Here is a 16,258-nt window from a genome sequence, read left to right on the forward strand (position 1 = left end):
GCTGCAATGCCTGAAGTCTAGGCCTGGGCAAGCAAGTGCGCGAATCGAAGCTGGCTATTGGCTTGATAGTAGGAGCGCGCTTGCCCGCGACCGGCTGCGTTAGCAGTCGTAAATTTTCAGCCTTTCCAAGATTTTGTAGTCAGATCAGTCGGCAGTCGACACACTCAACCCAACCGCAATTGCCCAATCGAGCGGTTAAGTTCGCCAGCCAACGTAGCCAGATCGCTACTGGTCGCCGCCGAGTCCACCGTCTGCGACACGGTGCGGTCGGTCACGTCACGAATACTCACCACGGCGCGGTTCATTTCTTCGGCCACCTGGCTTTGCTGTTGCGCGGCCACGGCGATCTGCGTGTTGCTCTCGCGCATCTGCGCCACGGCATGGGCAATCGCTGCCAGCGCTTCGCCGGCTTCCTGCGCCTGTTGCACGCATTCGTCGGCCTTGTTCGAGCTGTCCTGCATAAAGTCCACGGCATCGCGGGTGCCGGCCTGCAGGTCGCCGATCATGCTGGTGATTTCGTCGGTGGAGGTCTGCACGCGCTTGGCCAGGTTGCGCACTTCATCGGCAACCACGGCAAAGCCACGGCCCATTTCACCGGCGCGAGCCGCTTCGATGGCAGCGTTGAGAGCCAGCAGATTGGTCTGTTCGGCGATGCTGTGGATCACGTTGACCACGCCATTGATCTTCTGGCTGTCTTCGGCCAGGCGCTGGATCATCTCGGCGGTCTGCTGCACGCCGCTGGACAGCCCGGCAATCGACAGCTGCACCCGGTCGACCACCACCTTGCCGCTGCCGGCCAGGGTGTCAGCAGTCTGCGACTGGTCGCGGGTGGTACTGGCGTGCTGGGCGATGTGGTAGACGGTGGCCGACATCTCGTTGATGGCGGTGGCGACCTGATCGGTTTCGCTCTGCTGGCCGAGCATGCCCTGGCGCACATCGCTCATGCCGGCGGCCAGGTTGGCAGCGCCGCTGTCCAGGCGTGCGGCGGTTTGCGAAACGGTATTGACCACCCGCTGGTAGCCGGCCTGCATGGCGTTGAAGGCATTGGCCATTTGCCCGACTTCATCCCGGCTGCCTTGTGGCGCCCGGGCCGACAGGTCGCCGCTGCGTTCAACATGCAGCATCACGTCTTTAAGGGCATTGAGCTGGCTGAGCAGAAAGCGGATCAGCAATTGCGAAGCGCAGAGCATCAGCACCATCAGCACGCCCACGGCCAGGGCGTATTGAGCGAAGCGTTCGGCCAGCAACTGAACGAAGGTCGGCGCGTAGGCCAGGACGGCGATGCGCTGGCCATCATTGCGCTCAATGACCTGGGCACCCGACAACTGACGGTCTTTGAGGGGCGTATCGAGTTCAACCCAGCCGCGCGCCGAGGCCAGCGCCGGCAAGGGCAGGCCAGCCAGCGACGGCGTCTGGCCGGCGCTGTAAGTCAGCGCATCGCTATCGGCGGGCAACGCTTGCGCGGCCGGCCACGCGGTCAATAGTCGTGCCTGGCTGATCGCGTTATCGCGGGCGCTGTCCTGACGCGCGTGTTGCTCCAGTTGCAGGGCATACAGCACCAGCATCAGGGTGGTGAAGAAGGCGACCGTATTCACGGCCCAGAACTTGTACTTCAACGAGAGGTTGCTAAGCCATGAGCCCATGAGTGGTCTTCTTTGGTTAAGGTATTCGGCAAGGTGATATCACATTGCCTCATCCATTATTTCGACCCTTGATGTGCGTCAATAAAACCGGAAGTTTCATCTGCCGGTACCGGCAAACCGAAAAATGCCCTGGCGCAGGCGGTGCTGTGTTGCGCCAGGTCTTGCTCGCTTTCACCTCGGTGCAGCGCCACTTCGCGCAGCACTTCGCTGAGAAACGCCGGCTCGTTGCGACCGTTTTTCGGTTTGGGCCGCAGGCTGCGTGGCAGCAGCCACGGTGCGTCGCTTTCAAGCATCAGCCGGCCGCGCGGGATATCGCGCATCAGCGGGTGCAAATGGCTACCACGGCGCTCGTCGCAGATCCAGCCGGTGATGCCGATGTGCAAGTCCAGGTCCAGGTAGCGATACAGCGTCTGTTGCTCGCCGGTAAAACAGTGCACCACGGCGGCGGGCAGGTGATCGCGGTAGTCGCGCAGGATGTCCAGCAAGCGCTCGCTGGCATCGCGCTCATGCAGAAACACCGGGCGCTGCAACTGCACCGCCAGCGCCAGATGCGCATGCAACACGCTCTCTTGCTGCGGGCGCGGCGAGAAGTCGCGGTTGAAGTCCAGCCCGCATTCACCCACGGCGCGCACGCGCGGTTCGTTGAGCAAGGCCTGCAAACGGCGCTCGCTGTCGCTGTTCCATTCGCTCGCCGAATGCGGGTGAACACCGGCCGTGCAAAACAACCGCTGACCGCTTTCGTCCAGCTCATGGCACAGCTGCAGGCTCTCTTCGCTGCCCGGCAAACTGGTGCCGGTGAGCAGCATTTGGCTGACCCCGGCATCGCGTGCGCGTTGCAATACCGCTGGTCGCTCCGATGCGAAGCTTGAGTGGGTCAAGTTGACGCCGATGTCGATCAATTGCATGGTGCTACCTCAGGCCGAATGCCCACGAGCATACCAGAGCCTGCCGAACGACCCGAAAACGCAGTGCATTCAATTACTTGAGCCCAACGGTTCAACGCTTTTGGCAACACCTGAAGGGACCTGGCCACGACACCGATGGCGAAAAAGGTCCTTTTTTCTGTCTGACCACCCTGGAATACCCCATGGAGAGCGAATGATCCGAGCCGCGCTTTTGTCGATTGTCTGCCTGTCGCTGACAGCCCCCTTGGCTGAAGCCCGGGAAACCCGCCAGAACAGCGGCCCGCACGCCGTGCAGAAACACACCCAGCCCCGTAACCAGGCCCGCGACCTGCCGGCCATTCGCACCAGCAAGGTCTTGCGCGTGCTGGTCAACCAGAGCCGCAACAGCTCAGGCGACGTCAAGGGCCAGGAAATCGGTGTCGAATACCACCGCCTGCAAGCCTTCGAGCGTTATCTGAACAGCCAGACCAAGGCTGGCCAGAAGCTCACCGTCAAATTCATTCCCAAACCCAAGGACCAGTTGCTCGGTGCCCTGTTGCGCGGCGAAGGCGATCTGGTCGCGCCCAGCGAACTGCTCGACGAACAGGCGGTGAAGGGCGTCGTCGCCAGCCGGGCGATTGTCGCCGATGTGCCGCTGGTGCTGGTCGGCGCCCGTGGCCAGCGCACCTTCAAGCAGCTTGAGCAATTGTCCGGCCGCACCCTGAGCCTGCCCGCCGGCAGCGCGGCCGGCGAGGCACTGCAGCGCCTGAACCAGCGTCTGGCGCTGCGCAAACTGGCGCCGGTGCACATCGAATGGGCCGACCCCAGCCTGGCCGTGGAAGACGTGCTGGAAATGGTCCAGGCCGGTATCTACCCGCTGACCCTGGTCGAACGGCCGATTGCCGAGCGCTGGGCGCAGGTCATGCCCAAACTGCGCGTGGATCGCAACCTCAAGTTTGGCAGCGAAGGCGACATCAGCTGGTTCGTGCGCCAGGACGCGACCCTGTTGCGCGCCGATGTCGACCGCTTCCTGAGCACTTATAAGGCGCCGGCCAACCAGAACCAGGCCTTCGCCAAGGCCTACAAGAGTTTGTACCGGGTCAACAGCCCGCTGGCACGCAGCAACCTGCAACGCCTTGAACAGTTGCGTCCCATCCTGCAACGCCATGGCGATGCCCAGGGCATCGACTGGCTGGACCTGGCGGCGCTGGCCTTCAAGGAATCCAAGCTGGACCCGACCGCCAAGGGCAGCGGCGGGGCGACCGGCTTGTTGCAGATCACGCCGTCGGCGGCCAGGCGCGTCGGGGTCAGCAATATCCAGCACGCCGATGGCAATGTGCAGGCGGCGTCGCGCTACATGGCGCTGATCCAGCGCAAATTCTTTGCCAGCCCGAAAATCAATGACCGCGAGCGCATGGCCTTTGTGCTGGCCGCCTACAACCTGGGGCCAGAGCGGGTGCAGAAGCTGCGCCAGGAAGCACGCCGCCGTGGACTGAACCCGGACAAATGGTTTTTCCAGACCGAGCGGGTGGCCATGGAGCAGAACGGCATGGGCGTGGTCAGCTTCGTCAACAGCGTGAACAAGTACTACCTGGCGTTCGACCGCCAGCGCGAATCGCTGGAAGGGCAACAGCAAGCCCGGTATGCAATGCGCAAGTGATCGAATAATTCGATCTTAATGTCGCGTTTTTTGCGATTTTCATATTCGTTGATTCGATTAAGATGGCGCCATTCCCGCTCATCACCTAATTTGGAATCAACGAAATGAAAGCACTGATCAACAACATCCTCTCCACCCGCGCAGGTTTCGGCCTGACCGCTGTGCGCATCATCGTCGGCATTATCTTTATTGCCCACGGCAGCCAGAAACTGTTTGGCGCCTTCGGTGGCTACGGCCTGGAAGGCACCGGGCAATGGATGGCCAGCATCGGCCTGAACCCCGGCTACCTGATGGCGCTGCTGTCCGGCAGCGGTGAGTTCTTCGGCGGCCTGGCGCTGCTGCTCGGCCTGCTGGCCCGCCCGGCGGCAGCGGTGCTGGTGTTCCTGCTGGTGGTTGCGATTGTCTCGGTGCACCTGAGTAATGGCCTGTTCATGGCCAACAACGGTTACGAGTTTGCCCTGGCCTTGCTGGGCGGCGCCCTCGCGGTGCTGATCGAAGGGGCCGGCAAGCTGTCGCTGGACCGCGTCATCGCCAACCGGATCTGATTTGACAATAATTGGGGGCGTCTCTAGGATTGCCCCCAGCGCCGATTTAACAACTACTTGCGGGGCGCCTGGCGAAAGCCGAAATACCGCTAAAACGTTGGTTCGGTGTCGCCTCCCACCGCTGCCAAGCGGAATCTGTGAGGCTGAGATTTTTGCCATGAGCCAATCGCTGCGCCACTCCCTTCGCCGTCCCCTGCGCCTGTCGCCCATCACTACCTATATCGGCCGCAAGAACCCGCGCATTTTGCTGGGCGGCACGCACCAGCCGACTCTGCTGCGCTATCTCGATGGCTGGCCACGTAAGGGCGGCAAGGCCAGTGCCTTCCTGCTGCAATTTGTCGACACCACCCAATCGCTTTCGGCTTACCGCAACGATCAGTTTGATCTGGCGGTGATCCACGCCCCCGACTCGGCCAGCGCCGCCAGCGTGATCCACGACCTGACGCGCATTGCCCGTCAGGGATTGATCACGCTCGGCTGAGCCTGATCGACCGGCTGGTAGGCGATGCTGTTGATGTACCAGGTCGCCTGACCACCGGGAATCTGCACCAGCACCTCATCGTCTTTCTGCTTTTTAAGCAGCGCACGGGCCATGGGTGAGTCGATGGAGATGTAATCGTTGCGGCCATAGATCTCGTCATGGCCGACGATGCGCAACTTCAGGGTTTGCCCCTCGTCACTTTCGATTTCGACCCAGGCGCCAAAGAACACTTTGCCTTCCTGCTGCGGCGAATAATCCACCACTTTCACATCTTCCAGACGCTTGCGCAGATAACGCACGCGACGGTCGATTTCGCGCAACAATTTCTTGTTGTACTGGTAGTCGGCATTCTCGCTGCGGTCGCCCAGCGCTGCCGCCCAGGACACTTTTTGCGTGATTTCCGGACGGTACACGCGCCACAGGTGATCCAGTTCGGCCTTGAGTTTGTCATGGCCTTCGCGGGTGATGATGTTGGTGGCCAAGCCGCCTCCTTGAATATGACGATCGTTCATTCGTACAAAAAAAGATAAAGCCGCTATCCAATCGATTCGGCTTCAGATAGCCATTACGGTGCCGATAAAAAACCGGTCAACCCATTGTGCAGGAGCGTGCCGTTGAAAATTGTTCACAAGGTCAGCCTGGCGGCCGCCGCCGTGCTGTTTCTAACCACCGGTTTATTGTCGCTCACGCAAATAAGCCAGGTGCGCGACTCGCTGTACAAGCAGACCGCAGCGAGCATCGGCGAGTCAAGCAGCGCGCTGGCGCGGCAGATCGAGAACTGGCTCAACGCCAAGCTCAAACTGATGGACCTGACGGTGCAGAACATCGCCAGCAACTACAGCCCCGAGCAGATCGAGCGCAGCATCAACAGCCCGGTGCTCAAAGACGAATTCATCATGATCTTCGGCTCGCTGGCCAGCGACGGTACCACGTTGAAGAATCTCGACTCCTGGAAACCCAAGGCCGACTATGACGGCCGCACCCGGCCCTGGTACGCGCAGGGCAAGGCGTCCAGCCAGGCGGTGCTGACCGAACCCTATGTCGATACGACCAGTGGCGAAAACCTGATCTCGGCGGTGACGCCGCTGAGCAATGCCGGGCAGTTCAGTGGCGTACTGGGTGGCGACCTGCGCCTGAAAACCGTGGTCGATGCGGTCAATACCCTGGACTTCAACGGCGCTGGCTATGCGTTTCTGCTGAGCAAGAGCGGCAATATCATCTCTCACCCGAAGCCTGAGATGAACGGCAAGCATTACAGCGAACTGTTCGCCGGCAAGCAGCCGGCGCTGACCGGCAACCTGCAAGAGGTCAGCAGCGGCGCGAGCAACTTGCTGGTGTCGTTCACCCCGCTGACGCAGCTGCGTGGTGCCGAGTGGTACATCGGCGTGGTGCTGGACGAAAAGATCGTCATGGCCGAGGCCGACAGCCTCAGCTGGCGCGCGGCGATTGCCACGTTGCTGGGGGGCATCATCAGCCTGGTGCTGCTGGGTTCGTTCATGCGTCACCTGCTCAAGCCGCTGGACCTGCTGCACCGTTCGATCAAAGAAGTGAACAGCGGCGAGGGCGACCTGACCCGGCGCTTGCCGACCCATGGCAACGATGAAGTGGCGATCGTCTCCAAAGAGTTCAACGACTTTCTGCAAAGCCTGCAGAGCCTGGTCAGCCAGATTCTGGGCACCTCCAATCAGGTGCGCGAGAGCACGGCGTTGACCTCGCACGAGGCCAACCAGGCCGATAGCCGCTTGCAGCGCCAGTTGCAGGAGCTTGATCAACTGGCCACCGCCATGCAGGAAATGTCGTCGACCGCCGAAGACGTGGCGCGCAACGCCCAGGTCGCGGCCCAGGCCGCACTGGCCGCCAATCAGGAAGCCGAGAGCGGCGAGCGCGTGGTGTTACGTTCCACCGAGGCGATCAAGCACCTGGCCGTGGAGATGGAAGACACAGGGCAAGCGATTCTTGAACTGTCGCGCCTGAGCGACAACATCGAGTCGATTCTGGCGGTGATCACCAGCATCGCCGAACAGACCAACCTGCTGGCCCTGAACGCTGCGATTGAAGCGGCGCGTGCCGGTGAGTCCGGGCGCGGCTTTGCCGTGGTCGCCGACGAGGTGCGCAGCCTGGCGTCGCGCACGCAGAAGTCGACCCAGGAAATCCGCCAGATGATCGATCAGTTGCAATCGGGCGTGCGTCAGGCCGAATCGCGCATGCAAAAGAGCCGTGACAGCGCCAGCAAGACCGCCGTCGATGCCGGTGCGGCCAACGAGATGCTGACCCGCATTCGCCAGGCGATTGTGCACATCAACGACATGAACACCCAGATCGCGACGGCTGCCGAAGAGCAGAGCGCGACCACTGAAGAGATCAACCGCAACACCACCAACATCCGCGACATCAGCCATGAAGTGGCGGCCGGTGCCGAAGAGCAAGTGCGTCAATGTGCGCTGATGGGCGAGCAGGTTCAGCAGCAGAGTCATCTGCTGGGCCGGTTTAATGTGTAAAGTGGCCCTACGACACTGAGGATAACCATTCATGCGCCTGGCAATTACCGCGTTCGCTCTGCTGACTTCTTTCAACGTACTGGCCGACACGGCGGTGCAACCGGTGGTCAGGTGGACCCTGCTCGACCAGCACGAGCAGGCCTATACCCTGGACGATCAGGCACAGGTGTTGCTGGTTGCGCGCAGCATGTCGGCGGCCAGAATGGTCAATGCCGCCCTTGAAGACCAGCCGGCGGGGTATCTGGAGGCACGCAAGGTGATCTATATCGCCGACATCGAAATGATGCCGGCGCTGATGAAACCGGTGATCGTGCCGGCCATGCGCTCGGCCAAATACCGGATTCTGCTCGATCAGGACGGCCGCGTGGCCGCCCGCTATTCAGGCGACCGCGACAGCGTGCAATGGCTGAAGCTGGAGAAGGGTGTGGTAACCCAGGAGAAGCATTTCACTGAAGCAGAGGTGCTGGGCAAGGCCGTGGCCGAATTGCATTAACCCGCCTCTGGCAGCACAACCTTGTTGAAGATCATTTGCAGGTAACACGCCAGGTGCTGCTCACCCTCAAAGGCATCATTCAGATGCGCTTGTGCGGTATGCAGGTGCTGGTGCAGTTGCTGGGTGACTTTCTGCGGGCCGTACAGCGAGATAAAGGTTGATTTGCCTTCGTCCTTGCCCTGGTCCTTGGCGTTGTCGGGGCTGTTGTCCTGCAAGTCGTCGTACAGCTGGAATGCCTGGCCCAGCTCCATCGCAAAGCCTTGCAAGGCTGTGCGCTTGTCGGGTGCGGCGTCGCTGACCATCCAGGCCATGTCCATGATCGCGCTGAACAGCACGCCGGTCTTGAGGGTATTGGTGCGCGCGATCTGCTCGGCCGAGCGTTCGCCCTGGCCTTCGCGCAGGTCCTGAAACTGGCCGCGTACCAAGCCTTGCATGCCCACCGCGTTGGCCAGCACCTCGACCAGTTGCGTGCGGGTCGTCGCCTCAAGGTCGCTGATGGCGGCGACCACGGCAAAGGCACGGCTCAACAGCGCAATGGCGGTGAGAATCGCCACGTCCTGGCCAAACTTGAGGTGCACGGTGGGCAGCCCACGGCGCAGTTTGGCGTCGTCCATGCACGGCATGTCGTCCAGCACCAGCGACGCTGCGTGGATCATTTCCACGGCGCAGCCGAGCTCCAGTGCCTGATTGCCACTCTGGCCCAGACCTTCGGCGGCCAGCACCAGCAGCATAGGGCGCATGCGCTTGCCGGGGGCGAGGGTGCTTTCACGCATCGCGAGCACGATCAGGTCGCGCTCATTACCACTTTCGGGAAGCAATTGATCCAGGCGCTGTTCAACGCTGGCACGCACCTTTGCCAGGTGTTGTGTAAATCCATTTTCTAGAGGTGTGCACGCTTGCGCTGTGGTCATGGCCGAATCCTGATCGGGGCAGACAACCCTGGAGAGTCATCTTGGCAAAGGTTTTTGTTCGCTTGTTTCTTGGAATGGAACGACTGGCGTTCAAGGGTGCCTGAAGAGCAACATCTTGTACGTAAGTTGTGCAAAACTCTACGCTTTGTACAACTTTGATCCATCTACAGACAATGCCTCGTTCGAAATGATTCCAGGGATACGCAACTGTCATGAATGAACACGATTTGAGTCGGCGCAAGGATGATCACCTGAATATCGTGCTCGACGGCCTGGACGACGCCCGTGGCGCCGGTTCCGGGTTTGACGCATTGCGTTTCGAACACTGTGCATTACCCGAACTGAACCTGGATGATATCGACCTGAGCAGCGCGCTGCTCGGCATTGCCTTGAAGGCGCCGTTGCTGATCAGTTCCATGACCGGCGGCGCACAGCGTTCTACCGCGATCAACCGGCACCTGGCCGAGGCCGCCCAGGCGCTGGGCATTGCCATGGGCGTGGGCTCGCAGCGTGTGGGTTTGCAGGGCGGCAGCGATCAGGGCCTGACCTCTGAATTGCGCCGCCTGGCGCCCGATATTCCGTTGCTGGGCAACCTGGGCGCGGCGCAGTTGCTGGGCCGCGACGGCGTCGACCTGGCACGCCGCGCGGTGGACAGCCTGCAGGCCGATGCGCTGATCATTCATTTGAATCCCTTGCAGGAAGCGGTGCAGGGCGAGGGCGACCGTGACTGGCGCGGCGTGCTGCACGCCATAAGCCTGACGGTAAAAGGCTTGCAGGTGCCGGTGATCGTCAAGGAAGTCGGCGCCGGCCTGTCTGCGTCAGTGGCGCGGGCGCTGGTCGAGGCCGGCGTGCAGGTGATCGATGTGGCCGGGCAGGGCGGTACCAGCTGGGCGGCGGTCGAGGCGCATCGCGCACGCAGCCCGGCTGATCGCGAGGTCGCCATGGCCTTTGCCGACTGGGGCATTCCGACCGCCGTCAGCCTGGTCAATGTGCGACAAGCGCTTCCGAAGGTCACGATCGTGGCCTCCGGTGGCATTCGCAATGGCGTGGACGCGGCCAAGGCGCTGCACCTGGGCGCAGACCTGGTCGGTCAGGCGGCCGGCACGTTGCAGGCGGCGACCGTGTCGACGGAGGCCGTGATCGCCCATTTCGAAATCATGATCCGCCAGTTGCGGATTGCCTGTTTCTGCACCGGTTCGGCCAACCTTGCCGCCTTGCGTCAGGCGCGGCTGGTCGGCGCGTATCCGCAGGCGTTGCCTCGTTCATGAGTCACTTCGGGGTCGTGCCGTCGGCCTGGTACAGCCATTTCCAGGCCTTTCAGGCGTTGGCCACGACCTTGCTGGATCGCGGGCATCGGGTGACCTTCTTTCAGCAGGCCGATACCCGCGCCTGGCTGAGCGACCCGCGCATCGAGTTCTGCCCACTCGGTACGCTCAGCCATCCCGCCGGCAGCCTGGCGGCAAACCTGAGACGTGCTGCCCGGCCCGGCCTGCCGTTTGGCTTGCGGCGCATTATTGGGGATATGGCCGCCAGCACCGCGATGCTCGCCGCCGAGCTGCCGGGCGCGCTGCAACAAGGCCGGGTCGATGCGCTGCTGTGCGATCAGATGGAAGCCGCTGGCGGTCTGGTCGCCGAAGGCCTGGGCTTGCCGTTTGTCTCGCTGGCCTGCGCCTTGCCGATCAATCGTGAGCCGCAGTTGCCCTTGCCGGTAATGCCCTTTGCCTACGGCACCGATGAGCGCAGCCTGCGCATGTACGAGGGCAGCCGCCAGGTGCATGACTGGCTGATGCGCCCGTTGCGCCGCACGCTGCATGAGGCGGCCAGGCGATTGAACGTGGCACCGCGTGACGGCTTGCACGATTACCTCTCGCCGCTGGCGCAGATCAGTCAGACCCTCACCGGCTTTGATTTTCCGCGCCTGTCGGCGCCTGCGCATTTTCATGCCGTGGGCCCGTTGCGCGCCGGCGTCAACGACACGCAGGGCACCTGGCCAATCAAGGATCAACGCCCGCTGGTGTTTGCCAGCCTCGGCACCTTGCAAGGTGATCGGCTGGGCATGTTCAAACAAATGGCCATCGCCTGCCGGCACCTGGATACGCAACTGCTGATCGCCCATTGCGGCGCGCTGAACACCACGCAAGAAAGCTTTTTGCTGCGCCATGGCGCGACGTGGGTCACCGATTTTGCCCCGCAGCGCTGGGCGCTCGAACAGGCCGATGCGGTTATCACCCATGGCGGGCTTAACACCGTGATGGACGCCATTGCCGCGCAGACGCCGATGCTGGTCATGCCGATTGCCTTCGATCAGCCAGGGGTAGCGGCGCGGGTCAGCCACAGTGGCGTGGGCCTGCAACTGAGCCGTCGGGCCAATGCGGCGCGGATCGCGCGGCGTTTGAGCGACCTGTTGCAGCGCCCACGCGAGCCGTTGCAGCGTCTGGCCGCCGAGCTTGAGCGGGCAGGCGGTGTCAGCCGCGCGGCTGACATCGTCGAGCAGGCCGTTCGTACTGGGCAACCTGTCATCGCAGAGGAGGCAACGACGTGATTCGGGATCTTATTCTGGCAGGCGCCGGCCTTGCCAACGGGCTGATTGCCTTGCGCCTCAAGCAGCTACGCCCAGAGCTGCGCGTGCTGTGCATCGAGCAGGCCAGCGAGCCAGGCGGCAACCACACCTGGTCGTTTCACGATGGCGACCTGACGCCTGCGCAGCGGCAATGGATCGAGCCGCTGGTGGCCAAGACCTGGCCGGCCTACGACGTGCATTTCCCCAATCGCTCGCGGCGATTGAACAGCGGTTACGCCTCGATCACCTCCGAGCGTTTCGCCCGCGTGCTGCGTGAAGCCCTGGGCGAGGACCTGCGCACCGATTGCAGCATCCGCCAGCTCGGCGCGCGCAGCGTGGTGCTGGACAGCGGCGAGGTGTTGCAGGCGCATGCCGTCATCGACGGGCGCGGCTTGCAACCCAGTGCGCATCTGGTGCTGGGCCAGCAGGCGTTTCTCGGCCAGTTGCTGCGCCTGCGCGAGCCGCATGGCGTGCAGGTGCCGATCATCATGGACGCCCGCGTGACCCAGGCTGACGGCTATCGCTTTGTCTATGTGCTGCCGTTCAGCGACGACACGCTGTTGATCGAAGACACCCATTATGTCGACCGGCCGCTGGCGTCGGCCGAGCAACTGCGGCGCAACATCGCCGAGTATGTGCAGCAAAAGGGCTGGACGATCAGCGAGTGCCTGCGTGAAGAAACCGGCGTATTGCCGATTACCCTGGCCGGGGATTTTGACGCGTTCAAGGCTCAGTCGCTGAAACAGCCGGTATCGGGTTTGCGCGCCGGATTGTTCCATTGCACCACCGGCTATTCGCTGCCGCATGCCGTACAACTGGCCGACTGGATCGCCACACAGACCGATCTGCACGCCGATACGCTGGCGCGTGGCATTGGCCTGCTGGCCGATCATCAATGGCAGCGCCAGGGCTTTTACCGGCTGCTCAACCGCATGTTGTTTCTGGCCGGGCGTGCCGAGAACCGCTGGCAGGTCATGCAGCGTTTCTACGGTCTGCCCGAAGGGCTGATCAGCCGCTTTTATGCAGGCCACAGCCATGTGTTCGACAAACTGCGCATTCTTTCCGGCAAACCTCCCGTTCCCGTGGGTGAGGCACTGCGCGCGGCGCTGCGCTATTCGCCCCGGCATTTCGAGAAACATTCATGACTCAGGCAAAACAGGCAGTAGTGATTGGCGCAGGTTTCGGCGGGCTGGCCCTGGCGATTCGCTTGCAGGCCGCTGGCGTGCAGACCACGCTGCTGGAAAAACGCGACAAGCCCGGTGGCCGTGCGTACGTCTATGAAGACCAGGGCTTTGTCTTCGATGCCGGCCCTACGGTGATCACCGACCCGAGCGCCATCGAAGAGCTGTTTGCGCTGGCGAAAAAGCCGATGGCCGATTATGTCGAGCTGTTGCCGGTGTCGCCGTTCTACCGCTTGTGCTGGGAAGACGGCACGCAGTTCGACTATGTCAACGACCAGGCCGGGCTGGACCGGCAGATCCATGCCATCAACCCCAAGGATGTGGCCGGCTATCAGCGCTTTCTGGCGTATTCCAAAGCGGTGTTCGAAGAGGGCTATCTGAAGCTGGGCGCGGTGCCGTTCCTGTCGTTTCGCGACATGATCCAGGCAGGGCCGCAACTGGCGCGCTTGCAGGCCTGGCGCAGCGTGTATGGCAAGGTGTCGAGCTTTATCGAAGACGAAAAACTGCGCCAGGCGTTTTCCTTTCATTCGTTGCTGGTGGGCGGCAATCCGTTTGCCACCTCATCGATCTACACCCTGATTCACGCGCTGGAACGCAAATGGGGCGTGTGGTTTCCCAAGGGCGGCACCGGCGCGCTGGTCAGCGGGCTGGTCAAATTGTTCGAAGACCTTGGCGGGCGCGTCGAGCTGAACGCCGACGTGGCGAGCATCGATGCCGCAGGCGGTCGGGTCACCGGCGTGCGTACCCGGGACGGTCGTCACTGGCCGGCCGATTGCGTGGCGTCCAACGCCGATGTGATGCACACCTATGCCGACCTGTTGGGCCAGCACCCGCGTGGCCAGCAGGAAGGCAAGCGCCTGGCCGGCAAGCGCTTCAGTAATTCGCTGTTTGTCATTCACTTCGGCCTCAAGCGGCCGCAGCCGCAATTGCAGCACCATACGGTGTGCTTCGGGCCACGCTATCGCGAGCTGATCAAGGAAATCTTCAGCGGCGCCGAGCTGGCCGAGGATTTTTCGCTGTACCTGCATGCGCCGTGCGTCACCGACCCGAGCCTGGCGCCGCCGGGCTGTTCCAGCCATTACGTGCTGTCGCCGGTGCCGCACCTGGGCAACGCGCCGATCGACTGGACAGTGGAAGGGCCGCGCTACCGCGACCGCATCTTCGCTTACCTCGAAAAACACTACATGCCCGGCTTGCGCGACGATCTGGTGACCAGCCGCATCTTCACCCCGTTCGACTTTCGCGATGAGCTCAATGCGCACCTGGGTTCGGCGTTTTCGCTGGAGCCGGTGCTGCAACAAAGCGCCTGGTTCCGCCCGCATAACCGCGATGCCAGCCTGAGCAATCTGTATCTGGTCGGCGCCGGTACTCATCCGGGCGCTGGCGTGCCAGGCGTGATCGGTTCGGCCAAGGCCACTGCCGGCCTGATGCTCAGCGAGGTGCATGCATGAGTGATGCGGTCGACGATCAGCGCCTGCTCGATCACGCGATTCAAAGCATTGAAGTCGGCTCGAAAAGCTTCGCTGCCGCTTCACGGCTGTTTGATCCTGCAACGCGCAGCAGCGCGGTGATGCTGTATGCCTGGTGCCGGCATTGCGACGATGTGATCGACGGCCAGCAGGCCGGGCACGACGCCGTGGTGCTCAGCGAAGACGAAGTGCGCCGGCGGCTGGACGGGCTGATCGCTAATACCGAGGCGGTGTATGCCGGCTTGCCGGTGCAGGACCCGGCGTTTGCCGCACTGCGTGAAGTGGTGCGCCGCCATGACCTGCGCCGCCAGTACGCGCTTGAGCACCTGGCCGGTTTTGCCATGGACGTGCACGAGCGCCAATACCGCAGCATTGGCGACACCCTTGATTATTGTTATCACGTCGCCGGCGTCGTTGGCCTGATGATGGCGCAGGTCATGGGCGCCAGCGACGAGCCGACCCTGGACCGCGCCTGCGATCTGGGCATGGCCTTTCAGTTGACCAATATCGCCCGCGACATCGTCGAGGATGCCGGTGTCGGCCGCTGCTATCTGCCGCAAGACTGGCTGGATGAGTTGTCTATCCCGCGTGCGCGGCTGGCTGAGCCAGAGTATCGCCAGAGCCTGGCGATTCTGGCGCAGCGGCTGGTCGATCTGGCCGAGCCGTTTTACCACAGCGCCGAGGCCGGCCTCAGCGCCTTGCCGTGGCGCTCGGCGTGGGCGGTGGCGACCGCCAGCGGTGTTTACCGGGAAATCGGCGTCAAGGTGCGTCAGCGCGGCGCTCAGGCCTGGGACACGCGCGTCTCGACCAGCAAGGCCGACAAGCTGCGGCTGGTGGCCTTGGGCGCCTGGCGGGCGATCACTGGCCGTGGTCGGCAGTGGCCGGCGCGTCCTCAGGGGCTGTGGCAACGCCCGCTTGCGAACGATTCAACGGCCCGCCATGCAGCTCACGCAACTGCGCCTTGAGCGTGGCGGTCGACGGCGCGTAGAGAAAACCGAACGACACGCAGCGGTGCTGGCCTGCCACGGCGTGATGCATCAGGTGGGCCTGGTACAGGCGCTTGAGATAGCCGGAACGTGGCACATGCCGAAACGGCCAGCGCTGATGCACCAGGCCATCGTGGGCAATGAAATACAGCAGGCCGTAGGCGGTCATGCCGGCGCCGATCCACTCCAGCGGATTCCAGCCGGCGGTGCCCAGCGCGATCAGCACGATGGCCACGCCGGCGAACACCACCGCGTAGAGATCATTCTTTTCAAACCAGCCGCTGCGCGGTTCATGGTGCGAGCGGTGCCAGCCCCAGCCCCAGCCGTGCATCACGTACTTGTGCGCGTACCAGGCGAAGGCTTCCATGCCCACCAGCGTGGCGAGAAAAACCAGTGTGTTGAGTATCATCGACGTGACCTGAAGTTGTTCTGGGCATGGGACTGTCTGCACACGACGATGTTCTATCGGCGGGCATCAATCGGCGCTGCAAGTCTGTGCAGAGTACGCCAGCACGAAGGTTTTTTGAACGTGGCCCTATTCAAGACGGCCCTATTCACGACAAGGATCGACCCATGACGGGCACGCACTATCCGGTCACACCCGATGGACGTTACTTTGTGGTCAAGGGCAGGTTATGGCGGTGTACCGATCCGTCGTTGCACGAGCCGCTGCGCCAGCAACTGGTCGACACGCTGATGGCGGCACGCCGTGAGGTGCGGCGAACCAAGGGCGCCGGCGATGCAGCCGGTTTGCGCCAGGCCCGCGCCGAGGTCAATGCCTGCAAGGTGCAGTTAGGGGAACGAGGGCCGGTGTGGTGGCAGGACGGCGCACCGGACTTCAATCGGTACAAGGTCGAAAATACGCCCTATGCGCAATGGCATGCCGGTTTGGTGGACCACTGAGCACCTGTTGAGGGCACAAGGGCAATAGTTATCTTGGCCATGGC

General features: G+C 62.6%; 16 protein-coding genes and 1 pseudogene. 12 read left to right on the forward strand and 5 right to left on the reverse strand.

Annotated features, from left to right (window positions below; genetic code table 11):
- Positions 1-164 precede the first annotated feature (164 nt).
- The gene (locus ACYAS9_RS16575) at positions 165-1,643 is read right to left on the reverse strand and encodes a methyl-accepting chemotaxis protein (protein ID WP_463569357.1); all 1,479 of its coding nucleotides are present in this window, start codon (positions 1,641-1,643) and stop codon (positions 165-167) included.
- A gap of 56 nt (positions 1,644-1,699) precedes the next feature.
- Positions 1,700-2,548 (reverse strand): TatD family hydrolase, encoded by an 849-nt coding sequence (locus ACYAS9_RS16580; RefSeq protein WP_463569358.1) that lies wholly within the window; start codon positions 2,546-2,548, stop codon positions 1,700-1,702.
- Between the two features lie 193 nt (positions 2,549-2,741).
- Between ACYAS9_RS16580 and ACYAS9_RS16585 the strand changes: the two genes are divergently transcribed.
- The 3 genes from ACYAS9_RS16585 (at position 2,742) to ACYAS9_RS16595 (ending at position 5,213) form a co-directional block, all read left to right on the forward strand.
- Complete coding sequence (locus ACYAS9_RS16585; protein ID WP_463569359.1) at positions 2,742-4,187, forward strand: MltF family protein; 1,446 nt, start codon at positions 2,742-2,744, stop codon at positions 4,185-4,187.
- A gap of 104 nt (positions 4,188-4,291) precedes the next feature.
- On the forward strand, positions 4,292-4,732 hold the full coding sequence (locus tag ACYAS9_RS16590; RefSeq protein ID WP_463569360.1) for a DoxX family protein: 441 nt from the start codon (positions 4,292-4,294) through the stop codon (positions 4,730-4,732).
- A 157-nt stretch (positions 4,733-4,889) separates the two neighbouring features.
- Entirely contained in the window at positions 4,890-5,213 is a 324-nt protein-coding gene (locus tag ACYAS9_RS16595; protein ID WP_463569361.1) for a class I SAM-dependent methyltransferase, read from the forward strand.
- Here the strand turns inward: ACYAS9_RS16595 and greB are convergent.
- Positions 5,189-5,695 (reverse strand): transcription elongation factor GreB, encoded by a 507-nt coding sequence (gene greB, locus ACYAS9_RS16600; protein ID WP_463569362.1) that lies wholly within the window; start codon positions 5,693-5,695, stop codon positions 5,189-5,191. The two genes, ACYAS9_RS16595 and greB, sit on opposite strands and share 25 nt — an antisense overlap.
- Before the next feature lie 219 nt (positions 5,696-5,914).
- Here greB and ACYAS9_RS16605 point away from each other — a divergent pair.
- The 3 genes and pseudogenes from ACYAS9_RS16605 to ACYAS9_RS16615 form a co-directional block, all read left to right on the forward strand.
- Positions 5,915-6,853 (forward strand): annotated as a pseudogene (locus ACYAS9_RS16605) (cache domain-containing protein); the annotation flags it as partial.
- 48 nt (positions 6,854-6,901) lie between these two features.
- The gene (locus ACYAS9_RS16610) at positions 6,902-7,711 is read left to right on the forward strand and encodes a methyl-accepting chemotaxis protein (RefSeq protein WP_463569434.1); all 810 of its coding nucleotides are present in this window, start codon (positions 6,902-6,904) and stop codon (positions 7,709-7,711) included.
- Between the two features lie 31 nt (positions 7,712-7,742).
- Positions 7,743-8,204 carry a hypothetical protein gene (locus ACYAS9_RS16615; RefSeq protein WP_463569363.1) on the forward strand — a complete coding sequence of 154 codons (462 nt, stop codon included), beginning with the start codon at positions 7,743-7,745 and terminating at the stop codon, positions 8,202-8,204.
- Here ACYAS9_RS16615 and ACYAS9_RS16620 read toward each other — a convergent pair.
- Positions 8,201-9,115, reverse strand: a complete 915-nt coding sequence (locus ACYAS9_RS16620; RefSeq protein WP_463569364.1) for a polyprenyl synthetase family protein — start codon at positions 9,113-9,115, stop codon at positions 8,201-8,203. The two genes, ACYAS9_RS16615 and ACYAS9_RS16620, sit on opposite strands and share 4 nt — an antisense overlap.
- A gap of 212 nt (positions 9,116-9,327) precedes the next feature.
- On the opposite strand from ACYAS9_RS16620, the gene fni reads away from it, so the two are divergent.
- Genes fni through ACYAS9_RS16645 form a run of 5 tightly spaced genes read left to right on the forward strand, consistent with a single transcriptional unit; the run spans position 9,328 to position 15,290 of the window.
- Positions 9,328-10,383, forward strand: coding sequence for a type 2 isopentenyl-diphosphate Delta-isomerase (gene fni, locus ACYAS9_RS16625; protein WP_463569365.1), 1,056 nt, complete (start codon positions 9,328-9,330; stop codon positions 10,381-10,383).
- The gene (locus tag ACYAS9_RS16630) at positions 10,380-11,657 is read left to right on the forward strand and encodes a glycosyltransferase (protein WP_463569366.1); all 1,278 of its coding nucleotides are present in this window, start codon (positions 10,380-10,382) and stop codon (positions 11,655-11,657) included. The genes fni and ACYAS9_RS16630 overlap by 4 nt, the downstream gene beginning before the upstream one ends.
- Positions 11,654-12,820 (forward strand): lycopene beta-cyclase CrtY, encoded by a 1,167-nt coding sequence (crtY, locus tag ACYAS9_RS16635; protein WP_463569367.1) that lies wholly within the window; start codon positions 11,654-11,656, stop codon positions 12,818-12,820. The genes ACYAS9_RS16630 and crtY overlap by 4 nt, the downstream gene beginning before the upstream one ends.
- A complete protein-coding gene (locus ACYAS9_RS16640) occupies positions 12,817-14,307 on the forward strand; it encodes a phytoene desaturase (RefSeq protein ID WP_463569368.1) in 1,491 nt (496 codons plus the stop codon). The genes crtY and ACYAS9_RS16640 overlap by 4 nt, the downstream gene beginning before the upstream one ends.
- Positions 14,304-15,290 carry a phytoene/squalene synthase family protein gene (locus ACYAS9_RS16645; protein WP_463569369.1) on the forward strand — a complete coding sequence of 329 codons (987 nt, stop codon included), beginning with the start codon at positions 14,304-14,306 and terminating at the stop codon, positions 15,288-15,290. Before ACYAS9_RS16640 ends, ACYAS9_RS16645 begins: the two co-directional genes overlap by 4 nt.
- Here the strand turns inward: ACYAS9_RS16645 and ACYAS9_RS16650 are convergent.
- Positions 15,184-15,720: a sterol desaturase family protein gene (locus ACYAS9_RS16650; protein WP_463569370.1), complete on the reverse strand. Its 537-nt coding sequence runs from the start codon at positions 15,718-15,720 to the stop codon at positions 15,184-15,186. The genes ACYAS9_RS16645 and ACYAS9_RS16650 overlap by 107 nt on opposite strands.
- 164 nt (positions 15,721-15,884) lie before the next feature.
- Between ACYAS9_RS16650 and ACYAS9_RS16655 the strand changes: the two genes are divergently transcribed.
- Positions 15,885-16,214 carry a hypothetical protein gene (locus ACYAS9_RS16655; protein ID WP_463569371.1) on the forward strand — a complete coding sequence of 110 codons (330 nt, stop codon included), beginning with the start codon at positions 15,885-15,887 and terminating at the stop codon, positions 16,212-16,214.
- The last annotated feature ends 44 nt before the right edge of the window (positions 16,215-16,258 follow it).

It is taken from the genome of Pseudomonas sp. HP_08 (assembly GCF_055284095.1).

What these genes read in the sequence shown, in the direction of transcription:
- ACYAS9_RS16575 (WP_463569357.1), bottom strand. Translation starts at nt 1,643, where the DNA reads ATGGGCTCATGGCTTAGCAACCTCTCGTTGAAGTACAAGTTCTGGGCC.
- ACYAS9_RS16580 (WP_463569358.1), bottom strand. Translation starts at nt 2,548, where the DNA reads ATGCAATTGATCGACATCGGCGTCAACTTGACCCACTCAAGCTTCGCA.
- ACYAS9_RS16585 (WP_463569359.1), top strand. Translation starts at nt 2,742, where the DNA reads ATGATCCGAGCCGCGCTTTTGTCGATTGTCTGCCTGTCGCTGACAGCC.
- ACYAS9_RS16590 (WP_463569360.1), top strand. Translation starts at nt 4,292, where the DNA reads ATGAAAGCACTGATCAACAACATCCTCTCCACCCGCGCAGGTTTCGGC.
- ACYAS9_RS16595 (WP_463569361.1), top strand. Translation starts at nt 4,890, where the DNA reads ATGAGCCAATCGCTGCGCCACTCCCTTCGCCGTCCCCTGCGCCTGTCG.
- ACYAS9_RS16615 (WP_463569363.1), top strand. Translation starts at nt 7,743, where the DNA reads ATGCGCCTGGCAATTACCGCGTTCGCTCTGCTGACTTCTTTCAACGTA.
- ACYAS9_RS16620 (WP_463569364.1), bottom strand. Translation starts at nt 9,115, where the DNA reads ATGACCACAGCGCAAGCGTGCACACCTCTAGAAAATGGATTTACACAA.
- fni (WP_463569365.1), top strand. Translation starts at nt 9,328, where the DNA reads ATGAATGAACACGATTTGAGTCGGCGCAAGGATGATCACCTGAATATC.
- ACYAS9_RS16630 (WP_463569366.1), top strand. Translation starts at nt 10,380, where the DNA reads ATGAGTCACTTCGGGGTCGTGCCGTCGGCCTGGTACAGCCATTTCCAG.
- ACYAS9_RS16640 (WP_463569368.1), top strand. Translation starts at nt 12,817, where the DNA reads ATGACTCAGGCAAAACAGGCAGTAGTGATTGGCGCAGGTTTCGGCGGG.
- ACYAS9_RS16645 (WP_463569369.1), top strand. Translation starts at nt 14,304, where the DNA reads ATGAGTGATGCGGTCGACGATCAGCGCCTGCTCGATCACGCGATTCAA.
- ACYAS9_RS16650 (WP_463569370.1), bottom strand. Translation starts at nt 15,720, where the DNA reads ATGATACTCAACACACTGGTTTTTCTCGCCACGCTGGTGGGCATGGAA.
- ACYAS9_RS16655 (WP_463569371.1), top strand. Translation starts at nt 15,885, where the DNA reads ATGACGGGCACGCACTATCCGGTCACACCCGATGGACGTTACTTTGTG.